Below are 21,164 nucleotides of genomic sequence, written 5' to 3'. Positions count from 1 at the left end.
TGGCCTCTCAGGTTACATCCCTAACTGCTATGGTTTACCATCCCAAGAGTATTTTTTTAAATCAACCTTACCATTGGTAATGACAATGTCCTCTTTTTCTAACAGTTCTTGCTGCTGAAAATAGAGGGGATTATTAGCAGGAAATGAAAGGTATCCTCCAGATTTTAGCACGCGTTGCCAGGGAAGGTTGTGACTCTTAGTACAGGAATGAAGAAGCCATCCAACACCACGTGCTCCTTGTGGGTGACCTGCTAGCCTCGCAATATCTCCATAGGTCACAACCTTACCTCGCGGTATTGACTTAATTAACCTAAGCACTTCCTTAGAAAACTCAGTTTGTGTGTTCATTCTGTAAAAAGTAAGTTCGGCTGTTTTTCTATTATAGGACTTTTACTTAATGGCTCAATTTTCTTAAAATAACTAATAGAATTAATTTGTAGTGAAACGATGCAGAACTCTCAAACCTTTATCTTAATTCACGGTGCCTGGCATGCTTCTTGGTGCTGGAAACGTATTGCAGAAGAGCTTTCCCTGAAAGGGCATAAAGTGTTTACACCTGATTTGCCTGGGCATGGCAGTTTAAAAAATCTAATAAGCAGTTCAATAGGCCTCGCTGATTATGTGAATCGTGTTGTTCAATTAATTCAACATCAACAAGAGCAGGTTATACTTGTTGGCCATAGTATGGCGGGTTTAGTTATTTCAGAGGTTGCCGAAGTTATTCCAAGTGCTATTCGCGAACTCATTTTTGTCGCAGGTTATGTCCCACAAAACCAGAAATCGCTGTTTTCATTAGCGCAAGAATCCGAATCAAATAACCTTACCCCTTTTTTAATTATTGATGAAACACTACAAGAAATTCGCCTGCAGTTTTCACCCGCTTTAATCAATGTTCTTTTTAACTGTTGTAGTGAAGAGGACACGCAAAAAGCATTATCCAAATTACAGGCCCAACCTTTACGACCATTTACTGAACCAGTTCATATCGGCGAACAGTTTACTCGTATTTCTAAGCGCTCTTTAGTTTGCCGTTATGATCACGCGCTACTCTTAAGTGATCAATTACGCATGAGTAGAGAAGTTACCGATAATATTGTATATTTAGACGCCGATCATGCTGCCTATTATTCAGGCATGAAACAGATTGTAGATGAATTATTAAAATAAGTGAGTTGCTTTTATGCATGAAAAAATTTTAAAAGACCATAATGTTGCTACCACCTCCTTATTAGCGAATTATTGGAAGAATGAGGCTAAATCTAAAAAAAATTGGCCAACATTGACACAAAAGCAAGGCGAAAGAGAAGAAGATTTATTTAAAGATCCTCTGATGCAGAATTTTGTTAATGAACAAGTTAAAGAGGAAGCAGAGCAAAGACTCGACAAAAGAATGTGGTTGCCATTGGCTACGAGAACACGTTTTTTTAGAAAAACCGTATCAGATGCTGTGAAAAACAAAGAAGTAAAGCAGGTTATTGTTTTAGGTAGTGGCTTTGATACCTTACCTGTACGCAAAATGAAATATACGCAACAACTTGGTGTACGCTTTTTTGAAATTGATCAGCCACAAATTTTAAAATGTAAAGAACAGATATATGCTGAGCAATACGTTAACAAAAATGCTACTTATATTGGTCTGGATTATGTTAAAGGTGATTTAATTGCAGAGTTAGCAAAAAATGATGTCGATTTCACAAAGCCGACTTTAATTTTATGGGAAGGTAATACATTCTATCTCGAAAAAGAAGACGTAATCAGAATCTTACGTGACTTATCCAGTAAGTTTAGTCACTTAGTTATCACCTTTGACTATATGCATGCTTTGATGCAAACAGGAGCACAGCAATTAGACTCATCCGCCAAAGAAAAGTGTTTAGAAAAAACATTAGATGAGTTTGCCAGTAAAAAATCTCCTTTTAAAACATTTTTTGAACCAAGTGAAATTGTTTCTCTATGCAGTGAGCTAGGAATACAATGTGTTGATCATAAAACGGCCGCAGAGTTAGCCAAAGAATATGAAGTGGACCAAGAGCCCTACTATACAGCTGAAACTTATTCTATGGTTACGTTTGAGCATAAGTAACCTGTTCAACAAAACTACATATTAGGGATGAGCATCATCCCTGATTTCTTTTAACATTCTCATGTGATTGTTTCGTTGTAGGCTATGTTTATTCATTGCTTTTTTCCTTTACCTCAAAGACAATGCCTTGCTAAATTTCAATATCAAACAGTGGAGGTGCGTTGTGAAAGAAGTAATTCTTAAACAGTTACAGGAAATTCAGGAATTAAAGAATAAAGTAGCTCAAAGAGTATGGTCCAAAGCTCTTCCTATCAGAGAAATTGATGAAGATAAATTTGATGGAAAAGGGGAGGCGCTTACACAGAGTGCCATTAAACAACGCACGGAACTCCTGGCAGAGCGAATTATTAAAGAATATCCTGATGCTGATCCGGTCCTTATTAGTTTGATGGATGGAGCACTTCCTTTTGCCGGTCTCTTACAAAACGAATTAAACAATCGCGGCTATAAATATTCATATACAACCATGCAAGCAAGTAGCTATGAGAATAAAATGGCTTCAGGTGAGTTGAAAATCGGCTCAAAGCCAAAAATTCCATTAGGTGGAAGAACTGCCTTTGTAGTAGATGATGTTTGTGACACGGGAAATACCTATTTAAAAATTAGGGAGCTTTTAGAAAGCTTGGGGGCAAAAAAAGTTTCTTTAATTGTTCTTGTTGATAAAGTACAAAAAAGAGTGAACGGATACAGACCTGAATATGTAGGATTTGAAGTGCCTGCTAACGCATTTATTGTTGGGATGGGTTTGGATTATTACGGTGAACTGCGCAATGCACCTGAAATTCGTGGAGTAGATCCTTCTTCTTTACCTACCCCAGAAGAACAGGAATTATTGGACTCGGAAGCGTCACTGAATGCACAATTGATGAAACTCATTGCTTTGGAAAAAACAATCAAACTGGGTAGCAGTACTATGACAGTGTTTGGCGCTACCCTTGATAAATTAAGTAAATCAGATGCTAACATTTTGCCAGAACATCTTTCCACAGACTCACCACAACACCAGCAAAATAGTACTTCCCAGTTTATCTAAAAATAGAACTGGGTAGTCAAGGCGCATTCTCTGAAACCCCGTCTAGTTCTGTACCTCATCGTTCCGCTCCGCAACTTGTTTGCGGGGGGGGGAGATGAATAGGAAGAAAGGGTATAACATGGGTTTGCAAGCAGCTCGCATTGATAAGTACCATTTAAGGATAAATTTATTCCCGAGGTGTTTTACTATGTGGATTTCAATACCAAAACCTTCAATTAGCATACGCTCAATAAGCACTACTTCTCAGTAACTCAAATCCCCCCATCAATAACAAAAAGATTTCGGCATTTTTTCATAAGTATTTTGTTGGTCTATATTTAAATCAAGTGATCAAATTTTATGGAATTTGATATGTCGCAGATTAAAATTGATGGTTATAATTTTGCAACAGAAGGTGATACCAAAAAACGAAACGGTCCTATTGGTCTTGCAAAAATCCAAGGGGCATGGGGCGAGCCTCCAAAGATGACACTTCAGAAAAGTCAAGAGGATGATGTATCTGGGGAGAGGATGCCTGGATTTAATCTCCTATCTGAGCCCGAGCAAGAGTATGCGTTGAAAAAAACGACCAGAATAATGCAAGAAGTGCACGGTAACAAACAAGCAGTTGGTGCAACCCTGGCCTCACTGGTTGCATGGAAGGATCCTCAGACAAATCAACTGCATGGGGTGACCTGTAATGTTGGCGATAGTCTTGCCATTTTTGTCATTATTGGTGCTGATGGGAAAGTACGTTTTGAAAAGCAGCTTAATAATTTACATGAAAATCAGGATAGATCAGCGCTAGCAATAGGAGTTAAGCGTTCCATAGGAGACAGAGCCTCAGAAAAGGATGGGTTAATACATGAACCCGAAATCACCCGTGATGTAATCCCGTTAGAAGAAGGTGATAAGGTATTTGCAATTGCTGCCACTGATGGGCTTTCCACAATAAATAAATTTTTCGGAACTCCAGCCTTAACAACGGCTGATATTGCGCAGACTTTAAGTAAATTTATCGCAGAAAATCCTAATTGTGGTCCAGATGATATTGCAGAAGCTTTAATATCCAAAGCTTTTGCAGGAGGAAAGGGGTCGGTGGATAATACTGCTGTGATTGTAGCTGAAGTGGGTATAGAGCCTATTTCTATCTTGGCTACTGATGGACATAAAGATGCACTTCAAGCTGATGAGCTTGGAGAAAAAGGAGATGATGTATCCAGAGCAATTGCAGAAAATTTTCATGATCAACTACAAATTCAAATGAAATTTAAGCCACAAGATTATGTTGATGCCTTAAGAGAGAGAAATTATCTGACGGCAGCAAAAATAGGACGATTCCTATATGAGAAGTATATACCTTTAAATAGTGGGGTGGACTTAGGTGCCGACGAAGTCGTTCCTTTAATGGTGAGTTTACTTGCAGAAACGGACATTGCCTTTGAAGATATAGTAAACATTGAACATGGAATTTTATCTAGCAATGGAGAGGATGAGTATTATATGACTCAAATTAAGTCTGCTGCCTCCGTGCTATTAAGTCATGAGGCATGGTTAAAGGAGCAACTAGATAATCAAGACAAAACGCCGGCTGATATTCGCCAAATGGTAAAGGATAAGGTTAAACAAGCCCTTTTAGGGCCTTACAAAGAAAATGCAGCTCAGGACGTAGTGGCAGCTATAACGGAGACCAAAAAAAATCAAGAAATGGAGAATTTGGTTGATAAAGAAACCACCCTTCTACGAGTAATTACTTATGCTGCTGATCATTTAATAAAAGGAAAAGTGGAGCACAAAAATGCGACGAGGCTACTTTATGATTACCTCGAGAATATAAAAACTTCCATCACAAAATTAAACGAAGAGATAGATCAATTAGACGTTGAGGTGGCGGGCTTAAGAAATAAATTGGACATATTGAAGAGCAACGCTGGTGAGCTTTCAGCAGAAGACTTCTTAGCACAACAAAAACAAATAGATACAGAAATTTCATCAAATCGTGAATTCCGAAAACAGTTAGTGGAATTAAGAGGCTTATTGCAAAACCGGAGCTCCATGGTACGGGAGAAACTTTTACTTTTGATCACCCAACCAGATAAGGTTAAAGATAAACACGACTTGGATAAACACATTCTGTATTTATTAAAAGATATAACCAATGCTGCTAAAACTTCAGCAAAAGAAGCTCTATCAGGATTACCTGTTGACGAGTCCTTACAACAGGTACAGCAAAAAATCGAATCTTATTTAGACTTTTTAGATAAAAATCCCGTCCAAGAACCTGAAAAAAATCCAAGGCTACTAAAAGCCTATGAAGCCCGGAAAAATGCTGCAGAAAATATGCTTCTCATTATTAAAACTGCTGACTTAAGAGAGCCTGAAGCGACACTCTTGTATTTAAACAATTATACTAAGACTATTGAATCTAATCGTCCTGGCCTAAGAGAATTAGGATTTATTGGCTGGCTGAAAAGTTTCTTTGAAAAATACAAATCAGAGATGACAAAAAAAACCGATGAGACTTTAGGTTCAACTAAAACAGAATTAAAAAAACTTGTATCTTCAGATAGTTTTATGAATGTTAAACAAAGACTTGAGGAAGTTAAGGAGTTACATAAGCCTACAGATGAGGCTCCTTCTGGTCCTGAGTCTACTTTCTAAAAAAGAAAACCTTTTTTAATAAAAATAGAGTATGGTGTATGGTTGCAAATGGAATTACACAATCAACTTCGTATGAAATGCTACAGCAACCTTTCAAAACGCAATAGTGGTAATGACTCTAAGCGATGCAATATATACTCCCAATATTGGTTTTAAAGTGAGCGGCCTTATTATCCTACCAAACCAAGCAATGCTTAACACAAATGGACAGACGTATAAGGCGTACTGCTTTGTTTTAATAAAGGGAGAATGAGCTCATTAAAGCTCATTGTTATCTTGATAGGACTAGAATTAGTTGTTCTGGATGATTTTATTGGTGCCCATTGCAACAAAAGATAAAGGGTTAAGGACCTTTATTATTTTTCATACTTTGTAATTCTTCTTTTAGGCTCGTTTGTTGCTCAAATCGTCGAAGTTCTTTCAGCTCATTATCATTATACATACGAAATCCAATAAAGGGTGCGCGGAGCAGTCGGAGTATCACATTCATGATATGCTGGGGAGGATTTACTTTTAATACATCTTCACTCACTTTTTCCACAAAATAACCGACTGCTAACTGATATGCGTTAAGCAGCGCTTTTTTCTTAATTAGTTCAGAAACCTGGCTTAGGTGCTTTGGAATGTCTTTAGCTTTTTCTAATTGAACTATTAAATTTTGTACCGCAAAATATGCACCTAGCAGGTGAGGGGGAAGTTTGGCAAGAGGTTTGTGTTTTTTAAGATATTGCTCATTATGTTGCATTAATTCGCTTAAACCCGCTTGAGCCATTTGACAAAAATTTTCAATTTTCAGTAGGACATCGTTTAAAGTGAGCATTGTTTCAGGCTCTGCTTTTTCACCACGTAACTTCTTTTGTAGCGTAACCGTGAGCGCACGCAATTCTTTAATGCCCTCTTCGCCTTGGGCTGCACTCGTGCCAATGGTGTCGTTTGTAATTCCATAAAAAAGCTTAAATCTTTGAATTTCTCCATCGGATACCCTCCATGGCAAGTTTTTATCCAGTTGAGTTAAGGCAATCACAATGGGGGCTTTAGTATCCACTTTGCGGATCTCTCGAGCATAGTACCAAGCCTCTTTAAATGAATCCCTCTCGGATGGATCAATGCATATGATATTGATGTCTGAATTTTTTACGGTATTAGGTAGTATCCCTTGTATAAATCCAATAAATCTATGTCTTAGAGATCCAGGAAGTGTGCAAACCTCATAATCAAATGTACTATTAAATCTTGAAAATTCCATGCCCATCGAAGGGAAAAAATCTGGATGATATTTTTTACCTTCTAATGCAGTACGGAGTTGTGTTTTACCAGAACCTGAGCTTCCCATCAGGGAAATTTTAATCGGTCGATTATTATTTTTCTCAATATTAAGTCTGGTCATAGCAAGTAAATTGGTCATTTATAATTGAATCAAGCATAATAATTTGATTAAAAAAAATTCACAATGATTTTTATGTGTCAATCCAACCTGAATTGATTTTGCAAATCATCCATGGAGATAAATGCACCAGAAACATTCAATCATGAGATTATGAAGGGGATCCTGGGATCCTTTGTAGGATCAAGTGATAAACCGAGAAGCAGTGGCTGAAATTAAATTGGCATTCACCTATAAAGCACTCTGCCTCGATTGGTCCTTAATTGTGTGTTTTTTATACAATTCAATGTCGTTTGAAAGGTTATCTTTTATCTCATCTTATGGTAGGACTACCATTTTTTTACAGCCTGAGAAAAATAATGCCATCGAGCCAATTGTCTTCATTATGTGAACTGATTGAAAATCAAAAGACTGATAATTTCGCTAAATTTTACATGTACGCCAGTTTACTGAATACTTTGACAGTAAAAAATAAAACTTTTGTTGGAAGTTTACCACAATATAGTGGATTTTTTGGTAGTACCACTGATTTGGATATTGGAGGGCCCTTACCTATCCAATTTACCAAACAGCTGACCTTGTATGCCCGAGAGTTTAATAATACCCAACCGCATTGGTCGAAAACACTTCAAAATGTGGTAATGACCTATGTTCGCAAAGGGAAGATTTCCGATCTAGCCCATATTATTGATATGATGTTGTATCATCTTGCTGCGATACAAGGAAGACAAAGTCGTAATCACGGTATTTACAGCGATATTTCCTTTGCTGACAAGAAGGAAGGTTTAACTCAATTTATTGAAAAGATTTCGGCATTTAATCATCAATTATTATCTACTGCTGATAGTGGTTTTAACACGGCATTGTCTGCATTCGCTGTGGTCACAGGATTCGTATTGGTTTTAGCTTCTATTGCGTCTGTTGTTCCTTTGATTATTGGTTTACCTCTCTTAGTGGGTGGTGGATATGGTATGTATCATTATTCAACTAAAGCGATAGGCCAGATCGACAAACTAGCAAATCAATTAAAGCTGATACAAGACTCGGTGAACGGGATAGGACAAGACAATTCTCTTTTTGACTTTAGTAATTTTAACCAGATGGCTTTTTTGACGGCAGCGGTCAAACCTTTACCTTATGCACTGGTAACCGCGGTGGAGCAAATAATACTGGATGAATCTCAACAGAAACAAGCAACCCAGTATCGTGAGGCGCTGGATTTAGCGTTTCGTCCTCTGCCCATCTAACGTTTCTTGACTGTAGTTCTTGACTTTCTGGGCGCGCAATTTGCGTATAACTTGTTTTGTGTGCTCATATTATCTCAGCTGGAAGCAGCGAAATTAGCTTCTTCCGGTATTTCATCTTTGAGTACTTCTATATTGCCCTGATTACCTATATTTTGTCGTATGAATTAGGTATGATTACCTTGCCAATTAAAAATAAATACATGGGGCAATGATGAAAAAATTAGTTCTTATTATGGCATTATTTTCATTCAACGCGTTTGCTGCAGATGAAGTAAATCCAAACTCAAACTCCTATGCAAACAATAATTGTGAGCGCATAAAAGATCCTGCAGAGAGAAAGGATTGTTTTAATATCGAAAAGAAAAATGAAGCGGAAGAAAACTTTAGAAATTTCGAAGAAAACAGCCCCGCGGCTTATGAACAAACTTTCTAAATAGAATGAGGCAGTAGCCGAAATCGATAAGTTAATTTGCTAGGCAGTATCACTAAAGTGTTCATTGTAAAAACTCTGATAGATATTGCCTATTTTTTAAAGATGCATCCTGATTACCGTATACATGCTAAGAATTCAAATCCCTAATTTTCCTTAAAAATCCAACAGAAATATTTCTGAAAATCCCTAACAAACACCCTGTTTATCAACTATATATACATATAATGATCAATATGTATATTGCATGGTCATTATGTGTCAGAGTCAAGGAGTGAACTATGAAACGAATAATAATCTCATCAACTATGCTCATGTCTTTAAGCTTGGTTGGTTGTAATACAATGAATAATGTAAGCCAATACAGCAATTCAACCGTAGGAGCCGGTGTAGGTTACACCGCGCACGTTGTAGGTACTGGGGTAGGTTATGTAGCTGATACAGGTGCATTTATAGGTAACGGGGTTGGAAGGGTAGTTGATACAGGGGTTGGCGTTGTAACCGGCCATCCAGCGAGTTACCATAATAAGCACGTTGTTTATCATAATGGCCATCACTATGTACTGGAAAACGGTCGCTATGTTCTTGTTCGTTAATCCAAAATGGCTCTTCTTTAATTCATTTAAGAAGAGCCATTATCAATATGACAATCCATTTGAGGATGAAAAAGTAATCTAATTTCAGTTTTGATTATAAAAATAGTACCATCTCTTAGGGGGAGCTTTTTTCTTTAAGAGGGAAAGCAGAACCCCCTCCCTGGTAAAGATTGGAAGAAAAATATGCCAGAATTGAATCAGCTTTCAGTTAAGACATTAGCAAAATTAATTCGCCGTCGTGAATTGACGGTTTCGGAGCTACTTGAGTCTTTTGTTCGGGAAATAGAAAGAGTCAATCCAAAAATAAATGCTTTAGTACAAACTGATTTCACTGTTGCCCGTCAAGCTGCTTTTGAGGCGGATCAAAAGCTCAAAAACGCTCACTTTATACCCGATGAATTATTTGGTATCCCTTTTACAGCGAAAGATTTATATGCTGTTCCAAACCATATTGTTACGTTTGGCACAAAAGGCTTAATGAATACTTTATGCCATCAGGAAACCACAGTTATTTCTCGTTTAATGCGAAAGGGAAGTATTTTTTTAGGTTTGACTAATACGCCAGAATTAGGCCTCTCATTAGAAACCGATAATTTAGTTTATGGACGTACGAATCATCCGCTGAAACCTGATTACTCAAGTGGAGGGAGTAGTGGAGGGGAGGCTGCGCTCATTGCAAGTCATGCTTCGCCGATGGGGATAGCAGGCGATCATGGAGGTGGGGCAAGATATCCGGCTCATTGTTGTGGTGTACTCACTTTACGCCCCTCACTGGGACGTTTACCGCAAACAGGATGTGTAGTGCCAAAACGTGGTTGGGTGGCTTTGACCAGTCGAATTGCTCCAATGACCCAAAATATTGATGATTTGGAAATTTTATTCCATGCAATTCAAGGAGGAGATGGTCTTGACCCATATGCTGAACGACTTAAGCCATCTAAAAAAATAAAGCTTAGAAAAAATATTCGTATCGCGTATTTAGTCGATCACCATTTTTCTGATCTGGACCCGGCAATACCTGGTGCAATCGAAGAACTATGCCAACAACTTGCTCTAGATGGAATGCAGATTGAAATAATAGGAACACCGCTTTTTGAAGAAGGAATTGGTATCGCGACACAATTGTTTCAAGCAGATGCTGGGCAAGGCTTAAATAATCTTCTCCAGTCACTCGGCACGCAAGAGGTCTCTCATCAGGTACAATCTTGGTTGACTCAGCTGCCAGAAAAGCCCATGAGCCTCGATCAATATTTAAAACTTTGGGCAAAGTGGGATGAATATAAGATTAAGTTTTTGCAATTGTTTCAAGCTTATGATGCATTATTATGCCCTGTGTCACCCAAGTGTGCCTTACCCCATGGAAAAACATTGGAGCCCAATGCGATTTGGCCGCTTATTCGTTATACAGCAAGTATTACTTTAACTGAGTGTCCTGTAGTTGTCATTTCTTGCGGTACGAATCGACAACAACTTCCTATAGGCATGCAAATCATAACCAAGCCGTGGGAAGATGAATTGGCTTTGGCACTGGCTAAAAAAATATATGTTTCAATGGGAGAGGGATGAATTACCCTGATCCGCCTTATCGGAGCCCTTCTCTCCTCGAGGAGAAGGGCGTTTTGATGCTAAATCAATATTTATAAAGTATATGGGCAATCTCTGTGTTCAATTTCTTCTAATTTTTTACTTCTAATTTCAGCTACTATGTACTCAAGTAGTGATTCTTTGTGTCCTAAAGGAATGTCTTTATGAACTTTTAATACACGATGAGTCTCAGTTGTACGATAGTTCGCGTTAAGATTATATAACTCCTCCGAGTCGACCACGCTACTTGCATCATCGAGTGTAAGCAACCGTTCATCGCTCGTTATTAATCCGAGCTCTCGGGCTCTGAAATTCATTTTATCAAAATATTTCGCGCTAATTCCTTCCGAGAATACTACTTCAAGAGACCATACTCTTTTTTTGAACTCAGGATTCGTCCAGTCTTGGACATGTACAATTTCATCTGAAGACATAAATTTACTTAATAAACGACCTGGTCCTCTAACTTGAATTATTTTCGCTACATCTTCAGAAACTTTGAATGCCCAATTATCCTCTTTACGAGCACCAACGATCACTGTTATTTCATTATTATTCGCTGCTGTATCTTTAATGGGATGATATTTTTCGTCTTTTTCTAATTGTTGAATTTGTCTTCTTGAATAACTATCAAACATTTCTTCATTTAGGAACAAATGTTTTTGTGGGATTGTGTACACTTTGGGCAATCCCAATACCCATATATAACCTTTACACGGGATAATCGATATTCCTGCCGCATAAGGTCTTACCGTGTATTTACAGGGAGAGGTAGAAAAAAAGTATCTACTGTTATTGCTTACGAGGTAATCGACCAGATCGTGGCTTGGTGCTTTTTTTCTTTGTATGGAAGACATGCCCAGATAATCAGTAGTCATCGCCTCATGGACTTCTTGAGTTCCTTCGGTTCCTCTAAAAATAAAGTTCTTATCTGATGAAAGACTGTCATGCAATTGAGCAATACCTTCATTTATTTCAGTTGGCGATAATCTTGGATAAGTTGTATCCAACTTATTAGACAAAGGCGAAAATAGGGAACCCTGTGTTTTGTTCAGAGAGGACAATACACTTTTATTAAAAGTCGCTAGTGTTCTTAGTGCAGATTGTGCTAATCGTGATTGCATAGTAGAAATACCCAGATGTTATTTAAACAAGTTAAATAAAAAAAAAGACCTATATATGGTCTTGGTGTTTTAAAAAGGATCATACCAAATAAATTTTGTTTTGTTGAATGAAAAATGGATTTTCTTTCGTTCACTTTGATGATTTTTGGGTGATAGTGTTTTTTTAAAGATTCATTTAGTGTTTGGTTAGTGGTTGTTTTGTGCAAAAAAAATTTGGGCGTCTCTTTAATTAAAGGGCGGAGCAGATAATGAACTGCATCTTTGTCATTCCCTTGCATGCGGAAATCCATCTTTAGGCTCAATGAGTAGATTCACGCTTGCATGGAATAGCCTATGATTTGTTCTACCAAACCAATTAAAATGGCGAATAGCTAGGGTGAGGGAGTCTTAGAGGTTTCTTCCTCAGGTGTAGTTTTCTTATCTCTTGAGGTATAAAGACTATAGGGATTAAGCAACGCCTGCGCCACGCCCTTTAAACTTGATTTGTTTGCTAAATGTCCAAGCTCTAGACCATCTAAATGTTTTTTAAATATTTGGAAGTTTGCTTCATGTTCTGTACCGATTATAGGGAATACAATGTGTTGAAAATGTTCCGCTCGCTTTGTAATTTCTTCACGATATATCTGGGCAACAATTTCAGGATTATTTCTAAAACTTCCACATCCCCATGCGCCTAAGACTGCATTAGTTTTTCCTTTAAGTATCAAAGTATCCAGTTGAGCTCCTATTCGACGGCTTAAATCGTGTATATATTCCTTTAAAAATTCTTTATTATTAAAGTCGATTTTTTTACCTATGAGCTCAGGAGCCGCTGATCTGATTTCATAAAAAGGGAATATTTGGTCTTTTGGAAGGAATGCGTAACTCAATTTAGTGTCAGTAGTTAATATTCTCTTTGATGTGAACTCTTCTTCGAGCACTATGGGAACTAAAATTTCTTTTCCTCGAAAACAAATCTGGGGTTGATCATCCATAAAGACTTTAAAGGCCTCAGGAGTTTTTACTCCACGTCTTATACTTAAAGATTCCAGTTCTTCAGGACTCATTTGTGCTTGTGCATTTAAAAGTTTTCTGGAGTTCTCATCATATAAAAAACATTTTTGTGCCTTATCATAATAAATTCCTTTGGCAAGTAATGAACGAGCACAAGTTGAACGATGCCACATATTTTCTTCTTGGGCACTTCCTCCCTCTAGAACAGCTCCGCCAGGAAATAACGAATTGGCCATGTTGAGGACAGGATATATTTTTCCATGCTTTTTAGTTACCTCTAGGGTTGCCTCCCCAAAATCCTGATGTACTACCTCAACTTTTTGCGGAGGATCTACTTTATCTTTTTCCCATAATTTTAAATTATTCGATGCATCAGATTGCAATTCTTCAAACTTCTTTTGATCTGTAATCTGGTCTAATGTTAAGCCCATACTGCGATGACGCCAGCGATCGCCAGAAAAAATACCGGCTATCAAACTCGGTTTATTCTCCAGATGTACTTCTTTTAATATAGAGTACTGGAGGGGGGAGTGGGGTTTACGTAATTCTCGTACTGCTCTCATGCATCGCTTCCTTAATTTTTTGTCTCTTTCAGGTATTGGTGGACATAAAATCCTGTAAAATTTGATATAAATTCATCAATTTTGGCCTTTATTTTACATTATTGTTCTTTTTACGTCATTATTGTTATCTCATATGGTGATCTATTGGGTAATAAAAAATTTTTTGTGACAAAGCAGAAGGTAAGAAACAGTACTGGAGGTACCACAAAATATTTTAGCTGGAGCAATCACATTACTGAATACTTATGAATTCAGTAATGTGATGATGTTTTTTATTAAAACCTTTTATTTTTTAATATCTTACCATCTATGGTATCCATGATGATAGCCATGATGACGATAGCGGTGATGATAACCATGGTGATGATACCTGACAGGATAATATCTATGATGATAACCATGATAACCATGGTAACCATGATGATATCTATGGTGATATCCGTGGTGATGCCATCCATTATAGGCCAATGCGATTGGACTTATACTCATGAATAATCCTATTAAGAGTACACTTAATATCTTAATCATAAAAAGCTCCTTTTAATTCTCCACGTGTTAAGTTTAGCCTGAATTGTTCAAAAAATACACTAAGTGGGTTTGTATTATTTATTCTGCTTGGATAAACATTAACTACTTGGCGCTATCAATTTAAATTGGCCGCAGCTCAAGATTTTAATTGAAAAATACTCTTTTAATTTGTTATCGCGACAGAGATTCATGCAAAAAGCTTTTATAAAATAAGACATTGACTCATATATAAGATAAGGATTATATGATACTTTGAATTAACTCTAAATTTTGTGGCGTTATTGGAAAAGTAGCTTGCCAGGCGTGAGATATACTAATTTTATAGATCATTCCCGCTTTCGCGATAATAATAAACGATGATTGTTTTCAACAAAGCCAATTTTGTTACGATGTGATGGTGAATACTCATTCATAAAGAAGTACTTATTTAAGGAAATATGATTTGAAAAAAATCCATAGGTGCCTCCAGCACGCTCTATTGTTGTTCCTAATTATTTTTTTTGAAAACGGGTGGACTGAGCAAAGGTTGCCGCTTTTAAACGATTTTATGCGAATTAAGACGGTTAACGAACCCGACTTATCGAAAGATGGAAAATGGGTTGTCTACACTTTAGAAGAAAATGTTAGCAATAAGGAGGCAATCCGTAATATCTGGTTGGTATCGTATGACGGAAGTGTATCAAAGCAACTCACGAATAGTAAAAATGAAAGCAATTATTTACCTAAATGGAGCCCTGATGGTCTATGGATTGCCTTTTTATCAGAGCGAGGTGATTCTAAAAATCTGAGATTATTAAATAGAAAAAGCGGCGAAATAATTAAATTAACCAATAACCAGTATGATGTGAGTGATTTCACTTGGGCGCCAGATTCCCAAAATATCGCGTTTATTGGGCATAAAGTAAGCAGTGAAAAAGAGGCTAAAAACAAACCCATAGTCATTACTCGATTTCTCTTTAAAAAAGATAGAGAAGGATATCTTGGCGAAAAAAGAACGCATCTTTATCGTATCGCAATTGAAAGTAAACACATTGAATTATTGACTCCAGGACCCTATGATGAATGGGCTCCAGCATGGTCTCCTGATGGAAAATATATTGCTTTTGCGTCACAAAGAGGAACCGATCCCGATAGAAATTTCAACTCGGATGTGTTTGTAATCAATACAAAACCGGGAAGCAAAGCCAAACAGCTAACCAAATCCCCTGGAGCAGAAATGGATCCAGAATGGGAGTCTGTTCCCGCATGGAGTCCTGATAGCGCTGAAATCGCTTATTTGAATAATAGTAACCATTCCCACATATATGCCCCTACACAAATAGCTGTTGTTGGATTGACGAATCCACAGGAACAAATTATTGCTCCTGTGGATCGTTGGTTTACCAAACCTAAGTGGTCTGAAGATGGTAAAAATATCTTTGCATTAATTGAAATAAGTAGAAATATTCATCTAAGTGAGATTAATGTTCATACGGGTGTCGTTAAAGCACTAACTCATGGATTGCGTGTTGATAGTAATTTTTCAACAGCAGATCGACGCATCGTAGTTGTCTCATCGGATGATCAACATCCACCAGAACTCTTTGCAGTAGAAAATACATTAAGGCCGCTAACTCACCATAATCAAAAACTTTTAGAGCAAGTAAAATTTTTACCAGTAGATGATATTGAATTTAAAAGTTCTGATGGAACAGTGATTGAAGGTTTATTGCTAAAACCAGCAAACTACAAAACAGGACATCAGTACCCTGCTGTTTTAAATTTACATGGTGGGCCAGTTTATCAATTTAGCCATGAATTTAATTTTGACTGGCAATGGCTCGCTGCCCAGGGATATGCAATTATAGCCCCCAACCCACGAGGAAGTTCTGGAAGGGGATATGATTTTTCCAGAGCAATTCACGCAGACTGGGGTAACTTAGATGTCAAAGATGTTTTAGCTGCAGTTGATTACGTCATTAAGAAAGGTATTGTGGATCCTAATAAATTGGCGGTGGGTGGCTGGAGTTACGGTGGCATGCTTACTGATTATGTTATTGCCAGCACACAACGCTTTAAAGCCGCAATTAGTGGGGCAGGGACCGGGAATATCCTGGGGAATTATGGCGTGGATCAATATACATTAGAATATGAAGCCGAATTGGGTAAACCTTGGCTCAATGTGCAAACTTATTTGAAATTAAGTTATCCATTAATGAAAGCGGATAAAATTAAAACGCCTACTTTATTCATGTGTGCCAGTTTGGATTTTAATATGCCATGTATTGGTTCTGAACAATTATATCAAGCCTTAAGATCACAAAATATACCGACACAATTAATCATATACCCTGATCAATATCATTCTCTTGATAGACCGGATTTTCAATTGGATCGTTTAAAACGATTTAAAGATTGGATCGATTTATATCTGTAGGAGTACCGCAGAGGTACTCATTACATTCCTGGCCTGTATGGCTCGAGCTCTTGCAGGCTTGTCACTATATCTTCCGCCTGTTCTTCACTGATAAGTCCTTTCTTTTGTATTTGTCGAATAAATTCTATGGCTTGTTCTGGAGTTTCAAATACCAAGACAATTACATCTTTTCCCTCATATTGTTTTAGATTCTCCTTTTCTTCTTCGGGCAAGTCTTGATAATGTTGACTTTCTTTAAACTCAGCTAAAGAATTATAAGATTGATCTTGGGCATTTTGTTGCTCCATAAATTGTCTATAGTACTCAAGGATCTTCCGCTTTTTTTCGTCATCTTCTACGCTAAAAACCACGGATTTAGTCATAATAGAAAACCTCTCAATTTTATATAGTGTTAAAATTTTACCTTAATTTATGTCATATATGGACATAATGGGTTGAATTTGCTCTTCCTTTACAAAGACATCTCACAAAAAATACAAAAGTTTACTGAAGACTTCGTTTACCTCATCATTGGAAAACTGGCCAAAGTGATTCCCCATGGACTATAAATATCTATAGGGTTTAAATTTGCTTCTAAAAAAGAGCTCTCATGGATAAAGAAAAGTGTAATATCCTTTATGTTGATGATGAAGCGAATAATCTTACCGCTTTTGTCGCTACTTTTCGCCGCCATTTCAACGTATATACTGCGACCTCTGGACGCGAGGGTATGAAGATTATGCGTCAAAAGAACATTCAAATTGTTATCACTGACCAAAGAATGCCAGAAATGACAGGGGTGCAATTTTTAGAGTCAATTATTCCTGAATATCCCAATACGATTCGAATGATATTAACCGGCTTTACTGACATTGAAGCAATTATTAAAGCCATTAATACCGGTCGGGTATTTCGTTATATTACTAAGCCATGGGATCCAGTTGAATTAAAGATTAATATTGATACTGGATTGAAAATGTTAAACCTTGAAGAAGAGCGGTTGTCTTTGATTGAAAAACTGAATCATGAAGTATTATATCAAAAGCGAATTATGGAGTTGTTTCAAAAATATGTCCCTAAAAATATAGTCGATGAAATTTTAAATGATCAGGGGGAGGATTCGCTGATTCGGGGTGAATACCGCATCATTTCAGTCATGTTTGCTGACATACGCCAGTTTACCTCATTATCGGATAAATTGGGTTCTGTTAAAACTGTAGAACTTCTTAATGCCTATTTTGAGTTAATGACTCAAAGAATACGAGAGAATCATGGTTGCATTAATAAATTAATTGGTGATGGAATCTTGGCTTTATTTGGTGCGCCTGTTTCACATATCGATAATCAGTTAAATGCTGTATCTGCAGGATTAATGATGATCGAGGCCTTAAAAGAGTTCAACGACACGTATCGCAATGAAATAGGCCATGATATTACTATTGGAATTGGTATCAATACGGGGGAGGTCATTACTGGAAATATAGGGACCAGTGACCACATGGAATATACCGCGATTGGTGATACCGTGAATACTGCATCCCGCATTGAAGAGCTTACGAAAGATAAACCCAATACCTTGTTGATTAGTGAGACAACTTATAAGCCTATTTCTAATGAAATTCTAGTTGAAGAGTTAGAGCCACAAATGATTCGAGGCAAGGGTGAGAAGATCAAGCTTTATCGAGTACTTGGAAAGAAAACATGAGCCTCAATGCAATAAAAACTTGGCGGTTCTGCTACCAGAATCTAGTCACAGGCTTACTTTATACATTGGGTGGTTTTGCAAGTAATATTTGGGTCATCCCAAACACATTGGTGACACCACTTTGGCTTCCGTCGGGTATCGCTTTAGCGATGGTATTATGGTATGGAAATAATGTCGTTTTTGGAATTGTAGTTTCCGAAACGGTTGTGACTGCCGTATTAGGCAATCTCATGTCATGGCAAAACTGGATTGCATCCACAATAATTGGTCTTGGTGCCGGACTACAGGCAGTTTGGGCTGGAAAATTCATTCAATACTATACTCATACCAAAACGCCGTTCTATACCGTTCGCGATATTCTGTTGTTTACATTCGGTGGCGATTTCCTTCTATCCCTTACGAGTTGTACTTTAGGAATAATGGCACTTTTTATGTTTGGTTTTATTGAGCCCAAGTTAGTTTTAAACAATTGGTTCGTTTGGTGGATAGGTGATGCTGTAGGTATTATTGTGATGACACCGCTTATCATGACCTGGTACCAAAAAAAATTCACGTTTCATTTAGCTCAATTTGTTGAGTTTATTATTTTGATCGTTTTATTAGGTTTGACGATTAGCTTAATCTATATGTTGCATTATCCTTTAGCCTACATCTTGCTTCCTTTTGGAGTTTGGTCAGCTGTACGTTTCAGTACTCGCTTTGCGACACTCACCGCGTTTTTCATATCAATTTCTGTCATTTGGCTTGAAATACATGGTTATAAAGAATTTTATATGGCTAATATTTCAACCAGCTTATTATTTTTGCAAGCGTTTGTGGCAGTGATATTTTTTACTACTTTAGTTTTATCTGCTGTGATTACTGAACGTAGAAGGGCACAAAGTGAACTACTGCAAGCTAATATTGAGCTGGAATCGCGTGTAGAACAGCGCACGCAAGATTTAAATGAAAAAAATATTCAGCTTAATCATGCGTTAGACACGTTGAAACAGGCGGAGACTCAATTAATTCAAGCAGAAAAAATGTCTTCCTTGGGCGTGTTAACTGCTGGAATCGCACATGAAATTAACAATCCAGTTAATTTTATTTCTGCCAATATTGGCCCCTTGAAAAATGATATTGAAGAAATTATGCAATTATTAAATAAATATGCAGAAATTACCCCTGACACATCAATAAAAGATAAATTAATGGAAATTTCAAAATATAAAAAAGAAATCGATCTGCCTTTTACTTTGCAAGAAACTCATAATTTACTTAACGGCATTGAAGAGGGGGCAAGGCGCACAGCAAATATTGTGAAAGACTTACGTACTTTTTCTCGGCTTGATGAAGGAGCATTGAAACGGATTAATATTCACGAAAATATCGATTCCACCTTAACCTTGTTAAATAATTCATTTCGTGATCGTATTACCATTAAGAAAAATTATGGGGATATTCCTCAAATAGAATGTTTCCCTGGGAAAATCAATCAAGTGTTTATGAATATTCTTATCAATGCAGCGCATGCAATTCCTGATCAGGGGGAAATTACGATTACTACAAGCAAGGAAAATGAGCACGTTTTGATTCGTATTCGTGACACAGGTACTGGTATGAGTAAAGAAACAATGGCTAGGATTTTTGAGCCTTTTTTTACTACGAAACCGGTTGGTCAGGGGACTGGTTTAGGTCTATCGATTTCCTATAGCATTGTTCAAGAACATCATGGAGCAATTTCAATTCATAGTGATCCAGGAAAGGGCAGTGAATTTGTCATCACTTTGCCAATAAAGCATGTCCTTTAATTGTTATTCTGGTCCTATTGATTCAGGCGAATTTCGTAGCTTAGCAGTTATCGCGCAAGGGGATGCTTGATCTCGATGCCTGGTTTAACTTGAGCGCAGGACTGGGGCGGATACATGACCTACATCAGAATGTGAGATTTCGGAAGTATATTGGTTGCGTAAGATGTGCCAAATACTGAAGTTAGTGAATTGGGCAGGATCGCTTACCTCAGTCAGGTAATTTCTCTTTAATATGACTACCAAAATATTTACGATAAAGAGTTAAATAGGTTCCATCGGCTTCTATTTCTAATAAGGCCTCATTAATTTTCGCAATTATTGCGGCATTTTTTTTAAGTGCAATAATTCCATATCCGTTTCCTACAGTGATAGGTTTTCCTACTAGTTGAAAACCTTTTAGGATATTGTTGAGTAGGTATTTGGCAACATTTGCATTCATTAATGCGGCGTCAATGTCATGTTTATTGAGTGCAGAGATTAATACCGTAATTTTGGGATACACTTTAATATTTTCTTCGGAAGTATATTGAGGTAGAACACTGTATTGAAGCAAGGTTGCTTGCAGCACGCCAATTTTTTTATTTTTAATATCATCTATTGAATGAATGTCTGAGCTTTTTAGTGATACAAATTGTCCCTTACTGGTTATGTAAGGCATACTGAATTGATAATGCTCTGACTCTGTATCGCTTAATGGACTTACTAAAAAGGTAACGTCAATAACCCCTGCCTGCAGATCATTTAATTGGCTATCAAAATCGGTTGCCTTGTAGATACATGATGCATCAATGCGTTTGCATATCTCTCTCATGAGATCAACAGCAAATCCAAAATAATGATTATGAGTGTCTACTGATGAGAAAGGTGGAGCAAATTTTAAAATGCCAATAGTGATTGGATTACTGTGAGCAAGAAGGCTACTCATTAGCAGCGTTATAAAAACAAGATACCTAATAAGCTTCATGCTGTATCTCCATCCCTTATGTATTTAAACTCTAGATGGTTGGAAAGGGGTTGTCAATCAAGCAGTTAATGCATGCCCCATTTATTTGCCCCATAATTTGCTGAT

At 37.3% G+C, this 21,164-nt stretch carries 18 protein-coding genes; 11 read left to right on the top strand and 7 right to left on the bottom strand.

What is annotated here, in order from left to right; genetic code table 11:
• Window positions 1–27 precede the first annotated feature (27 nt).
• Window positions 28–279 (bottom strand): MGMT family protein, encoded by a 252-nt coding sequence (locus tag ACF8MK_RS16350; RefSeq protein WP_392537547.1) that lies wholly within the window; start codon window positions 277–279, stop codon window positions 28–30.
• Between the two features lie 168 nt (window positions 280–447).
• Here ACF8MK_RS16350 and ACF8MK_RS16345 point away from each other — a divergent pair, with 168 nt between their 5' ends.
• The 4 genes from ACF8MK_RS16345 (at window position 448) to ACF8MK_RS16330 (ending at window position 5,756) form a co-directional block, all read left to right on the top strand.
• The gene (locus ACF8MK_RS16345; protein ID WP_392537546.1) at window positions 448–1,167 is read left to right on the top strand and encodes an alpha/beta fold hydrolase; all 720 of its coding nucleotides are present in this window, start codon (window positions 448–450) and stop codon (window positions 1,165–1,167) included.
• Between the two features lie 13 nt (window positions 1,168–1,180).
• Entirely contained in the window at window positions 1,181–2,083 is a 903-nt protein-coding gene (locus ACF8MK_RS16340) for a class I SAM-dependent methyltransferase (protein ID WP_392537545.1), read from the top strand.
• A gap of 163 nt (window positions 2,084–2,246) precedes the next feature.
• On the top strand, window positions 2,247–3,116 hold the full coding sequence (locus ACF8MK_RS16335; RefSeq protein WP_392537544.1) for a phosphoribosyltransferase: 870 nt from the start codon (window positions 2,247–2,249) through the stop codon (window positions 3,114–3,116).
• Window positions 3,117–3,455: 339 nt separating this feature from the next.
• Window positions 3,456–5,756, top strand: a complete 2,301-nt coding sequence (locus tag ACF8MK_RS16330) for a hypothetical protein (RefSeq protein ID WP_392537543.1) — start codon at window positions 3,456–3,458, stop codon at window positions 5,754–5,756.
• A gap of 343 nt (window positions 5,757–6,099) precedes the next feature.
• Here ACF8MK_RS16330 and ACF8MK_RS16325 read toward each other — a convergent pair whose 3' ends face one another.
• On the bottom strand, window positions 6,100–7,161 hold the full coding sequence (locus ACF8MK_RS16325) for a hypothetical protein (RefSeq protein WP_392537542.1): 1,062 nt from the start codon (window positions 7,159–7,161) through the stop codon (window positions 6,100–6,102).
• A gap of 338 nt (window positions 7,162–7,499) precedes the next feature.
• Here ACF8MK_RS16325 and ACF8MK_RS16320 point away from each other — a divergent pair, with 338 nt between their 5' ends.
• From ACF8MK_RS16320 to ACF8MK_RS16305, 4 genes are all read left to right on the top strand, one after another.
• On the top strand, window positions 7,500–8,387 hold the full coding sequence (locus ACF8MK_RS16320; protein WP_392537541.1) for a hypothetical protein: 888 nt from the start codon (window positions 7,500–7,502) through the stop codon (window positions 8,385–8,387).
• Window positions 8,388–8,595: 208 nt separating this feature from the next.
• The gene (locus ACF8MK_RS16315; protein ID WP_392537540.1) at window positions 8,596–8,820 is read left to right on the top strand and encodes a hypothetical protein; all 225 of its coding nucleotides are present in this window, start codon (window positions 8,596–8,598) and stop codon (window positions 8,818–8,820) included.
• 278 nt (window positions 8,821–9,098) lie between these two features.
• A complete protein-coding gene (locus ACF8MK_RS16310) occupies window positions 9,099–9,413 on the top strand; it encodes a hypothetical protein (protein ID WP_265702578.1) in 315 nt (104 codons plus the stop codon).
• Window positions 9,414–9,596: 183 nt separating this feature from the next.
• A complete protein-coding gene (locus ACF8MK_RS16305) occupies window positions 9,597–10,979 on the top strand; it encodes an amidase (RefSeq protein ID WP_392537539.1) in 1,383 nt (460 codons plus the stop codon).
• Window positions 10,980–11,050: 71 nt separating this feature from the next.
• Here ACF8MK_RS16305 and ACF8MK_RS16300 read toward each other — a convergent pair whose 3' ends face one another.
• The 3 genes from ACF8MK_RS16300 to ACF8MK_RS16290 form a co-directional block, all read right to left on the bottom strand.
• On the bottom strand, window positions 11,051–12,121 hold the full coding sequence (locus tag ACF8MK_RS16300) for a hypothetical protein (RefSeq protein WP_392537538.1): 1,071 nt from the start codon (window positions 12,119–12,121) through the stop codon (window positions 11,051–11,053).
• A 371-nt stretch (window positions 12,122–12,492) separates the two neighbouring features.
• The gene (locus ACF8MK_RS16295) at window positions 12,493–13,677 is read right to left on the bottom strand and encodes a poly(ADP-ribose) glycohydrolase domain-containing protein (RefSeq protein WP_392537537.1); all 1,185 of its coding nucleotides are present in this window, start codon (window positions 13,675–13,677) and stop codon (window positions 12,493–12,495) included.
• A gap of 300 nt (window positions 13,678–13,977) precedes the next feature.
• Window positions 13,978–14,205 (bottom strand): hypothetical protein, encoded by a 228-nt coding sequence (locus ACF8MK_RS16290; RefSeq protein WP_392537536.1) that lies wholly within the window; start codon window positions 14,203–14,205, stop codon window positions 13,978–13,980.
• A gap of 547 nt (window positions 14,206–14,752) precedes the next feature.
• Between ACF8MK_RS16290 and ACF8MK_RS16285 the strand changes: the two genes are divergently transcribed.
• Complete coding sequence (locus ACF8MK_RS16285; protein WP_392537535.1) at window positions 14,753–16,621, top strand: S9 family peptidase; 1,869 nt, start codon at window positions 14,753–14,755, stop codon at window positions 16,619–16,621.
• Between the two features lie 20 nt (window positions 16,622–16,641).
• Here the strand turns inward: ACF8MK_RS16285 and ACF8MK_RS16280 are convergent, their stop codons facing one another.
• The gene (locus tag ACF8MK_RS16280) at window positions 16,642–16,983 is read right to left on the bottom strand and encodes a hypothetical protein (RefSeq protein ID WP_392537534.1); all 342 of its coding nucleotides are present in this window, start codon (window positions 16,981–16,983) and stop codon (window positions 16,642–16,644) included.
• A 227-nt stretch (window positions 16,984–17,210) separates the two neighbouring features.
• Between ACF8MK_RS16280 and ACF8MK_RS16275 the strand changes: the two genes are divergently transcribed.
• Both ACF8MK_RS16275 and ACF8MK_RS16270 read left to right on the top strand, forming a co-directional pair.
• On the top strand, window positions 17,211–18,305 hold the full coding sequence (locus ACF8MK_RS16275) for an adenylate/guanylate cyclase domain-containing protein (RefSeq protein WP_392537533.1): 1,095 nt from the start codon (window positions 17,211–17,213) through the stop codon (window positions 18,303–18,305).
• Entirely contained in the window at window positions 18,302–20,095 is a 1,794-nt protein-coding gene (locus tag ACF8MK_RS16270) for an MASE1 domain-containing protein (protein ID WP_392537532.1), read from the top strand. Before ACF8MK_RS16275 ends, ACF8MK_RS16270 begins: the two co-directional genes overlap by 4 nt.
• 208 nt (window positions 20,096–20,303) lie before the next feature.
• On the opposite strand, the gene ACF8MK_RS16265 is transcribed toward ACF8MK_RS16270, so the two are convergent.
• A complete protein-coding gene (locus tag ACF8MK_RS16265) occupies window positions 20,304–21,059 on the bottom strand; it encodes a transporter substrate-binding domain-containing protein (protein ID WP_392537531.1) in 756 nt (251 codons plus the stop codon).
• Window positions 21,060–21,164: the final 105 nt, after the last annotated feature.

The sequence above is a fragment of the Legionella sp. 227 genome, from assembly GCF_043161935.1.
Lineage (GTDB): Bacteria > Pseudomonadota > Gammaproteobacteria > Legionellales > Legionellaceae > Legionella > Legionella sheltonii.
The sequence above is the reverse complement of the archived record's forward strand: the minus strand, read 5'-3'. Positions and strand labels throughout refer to the sequence as shown.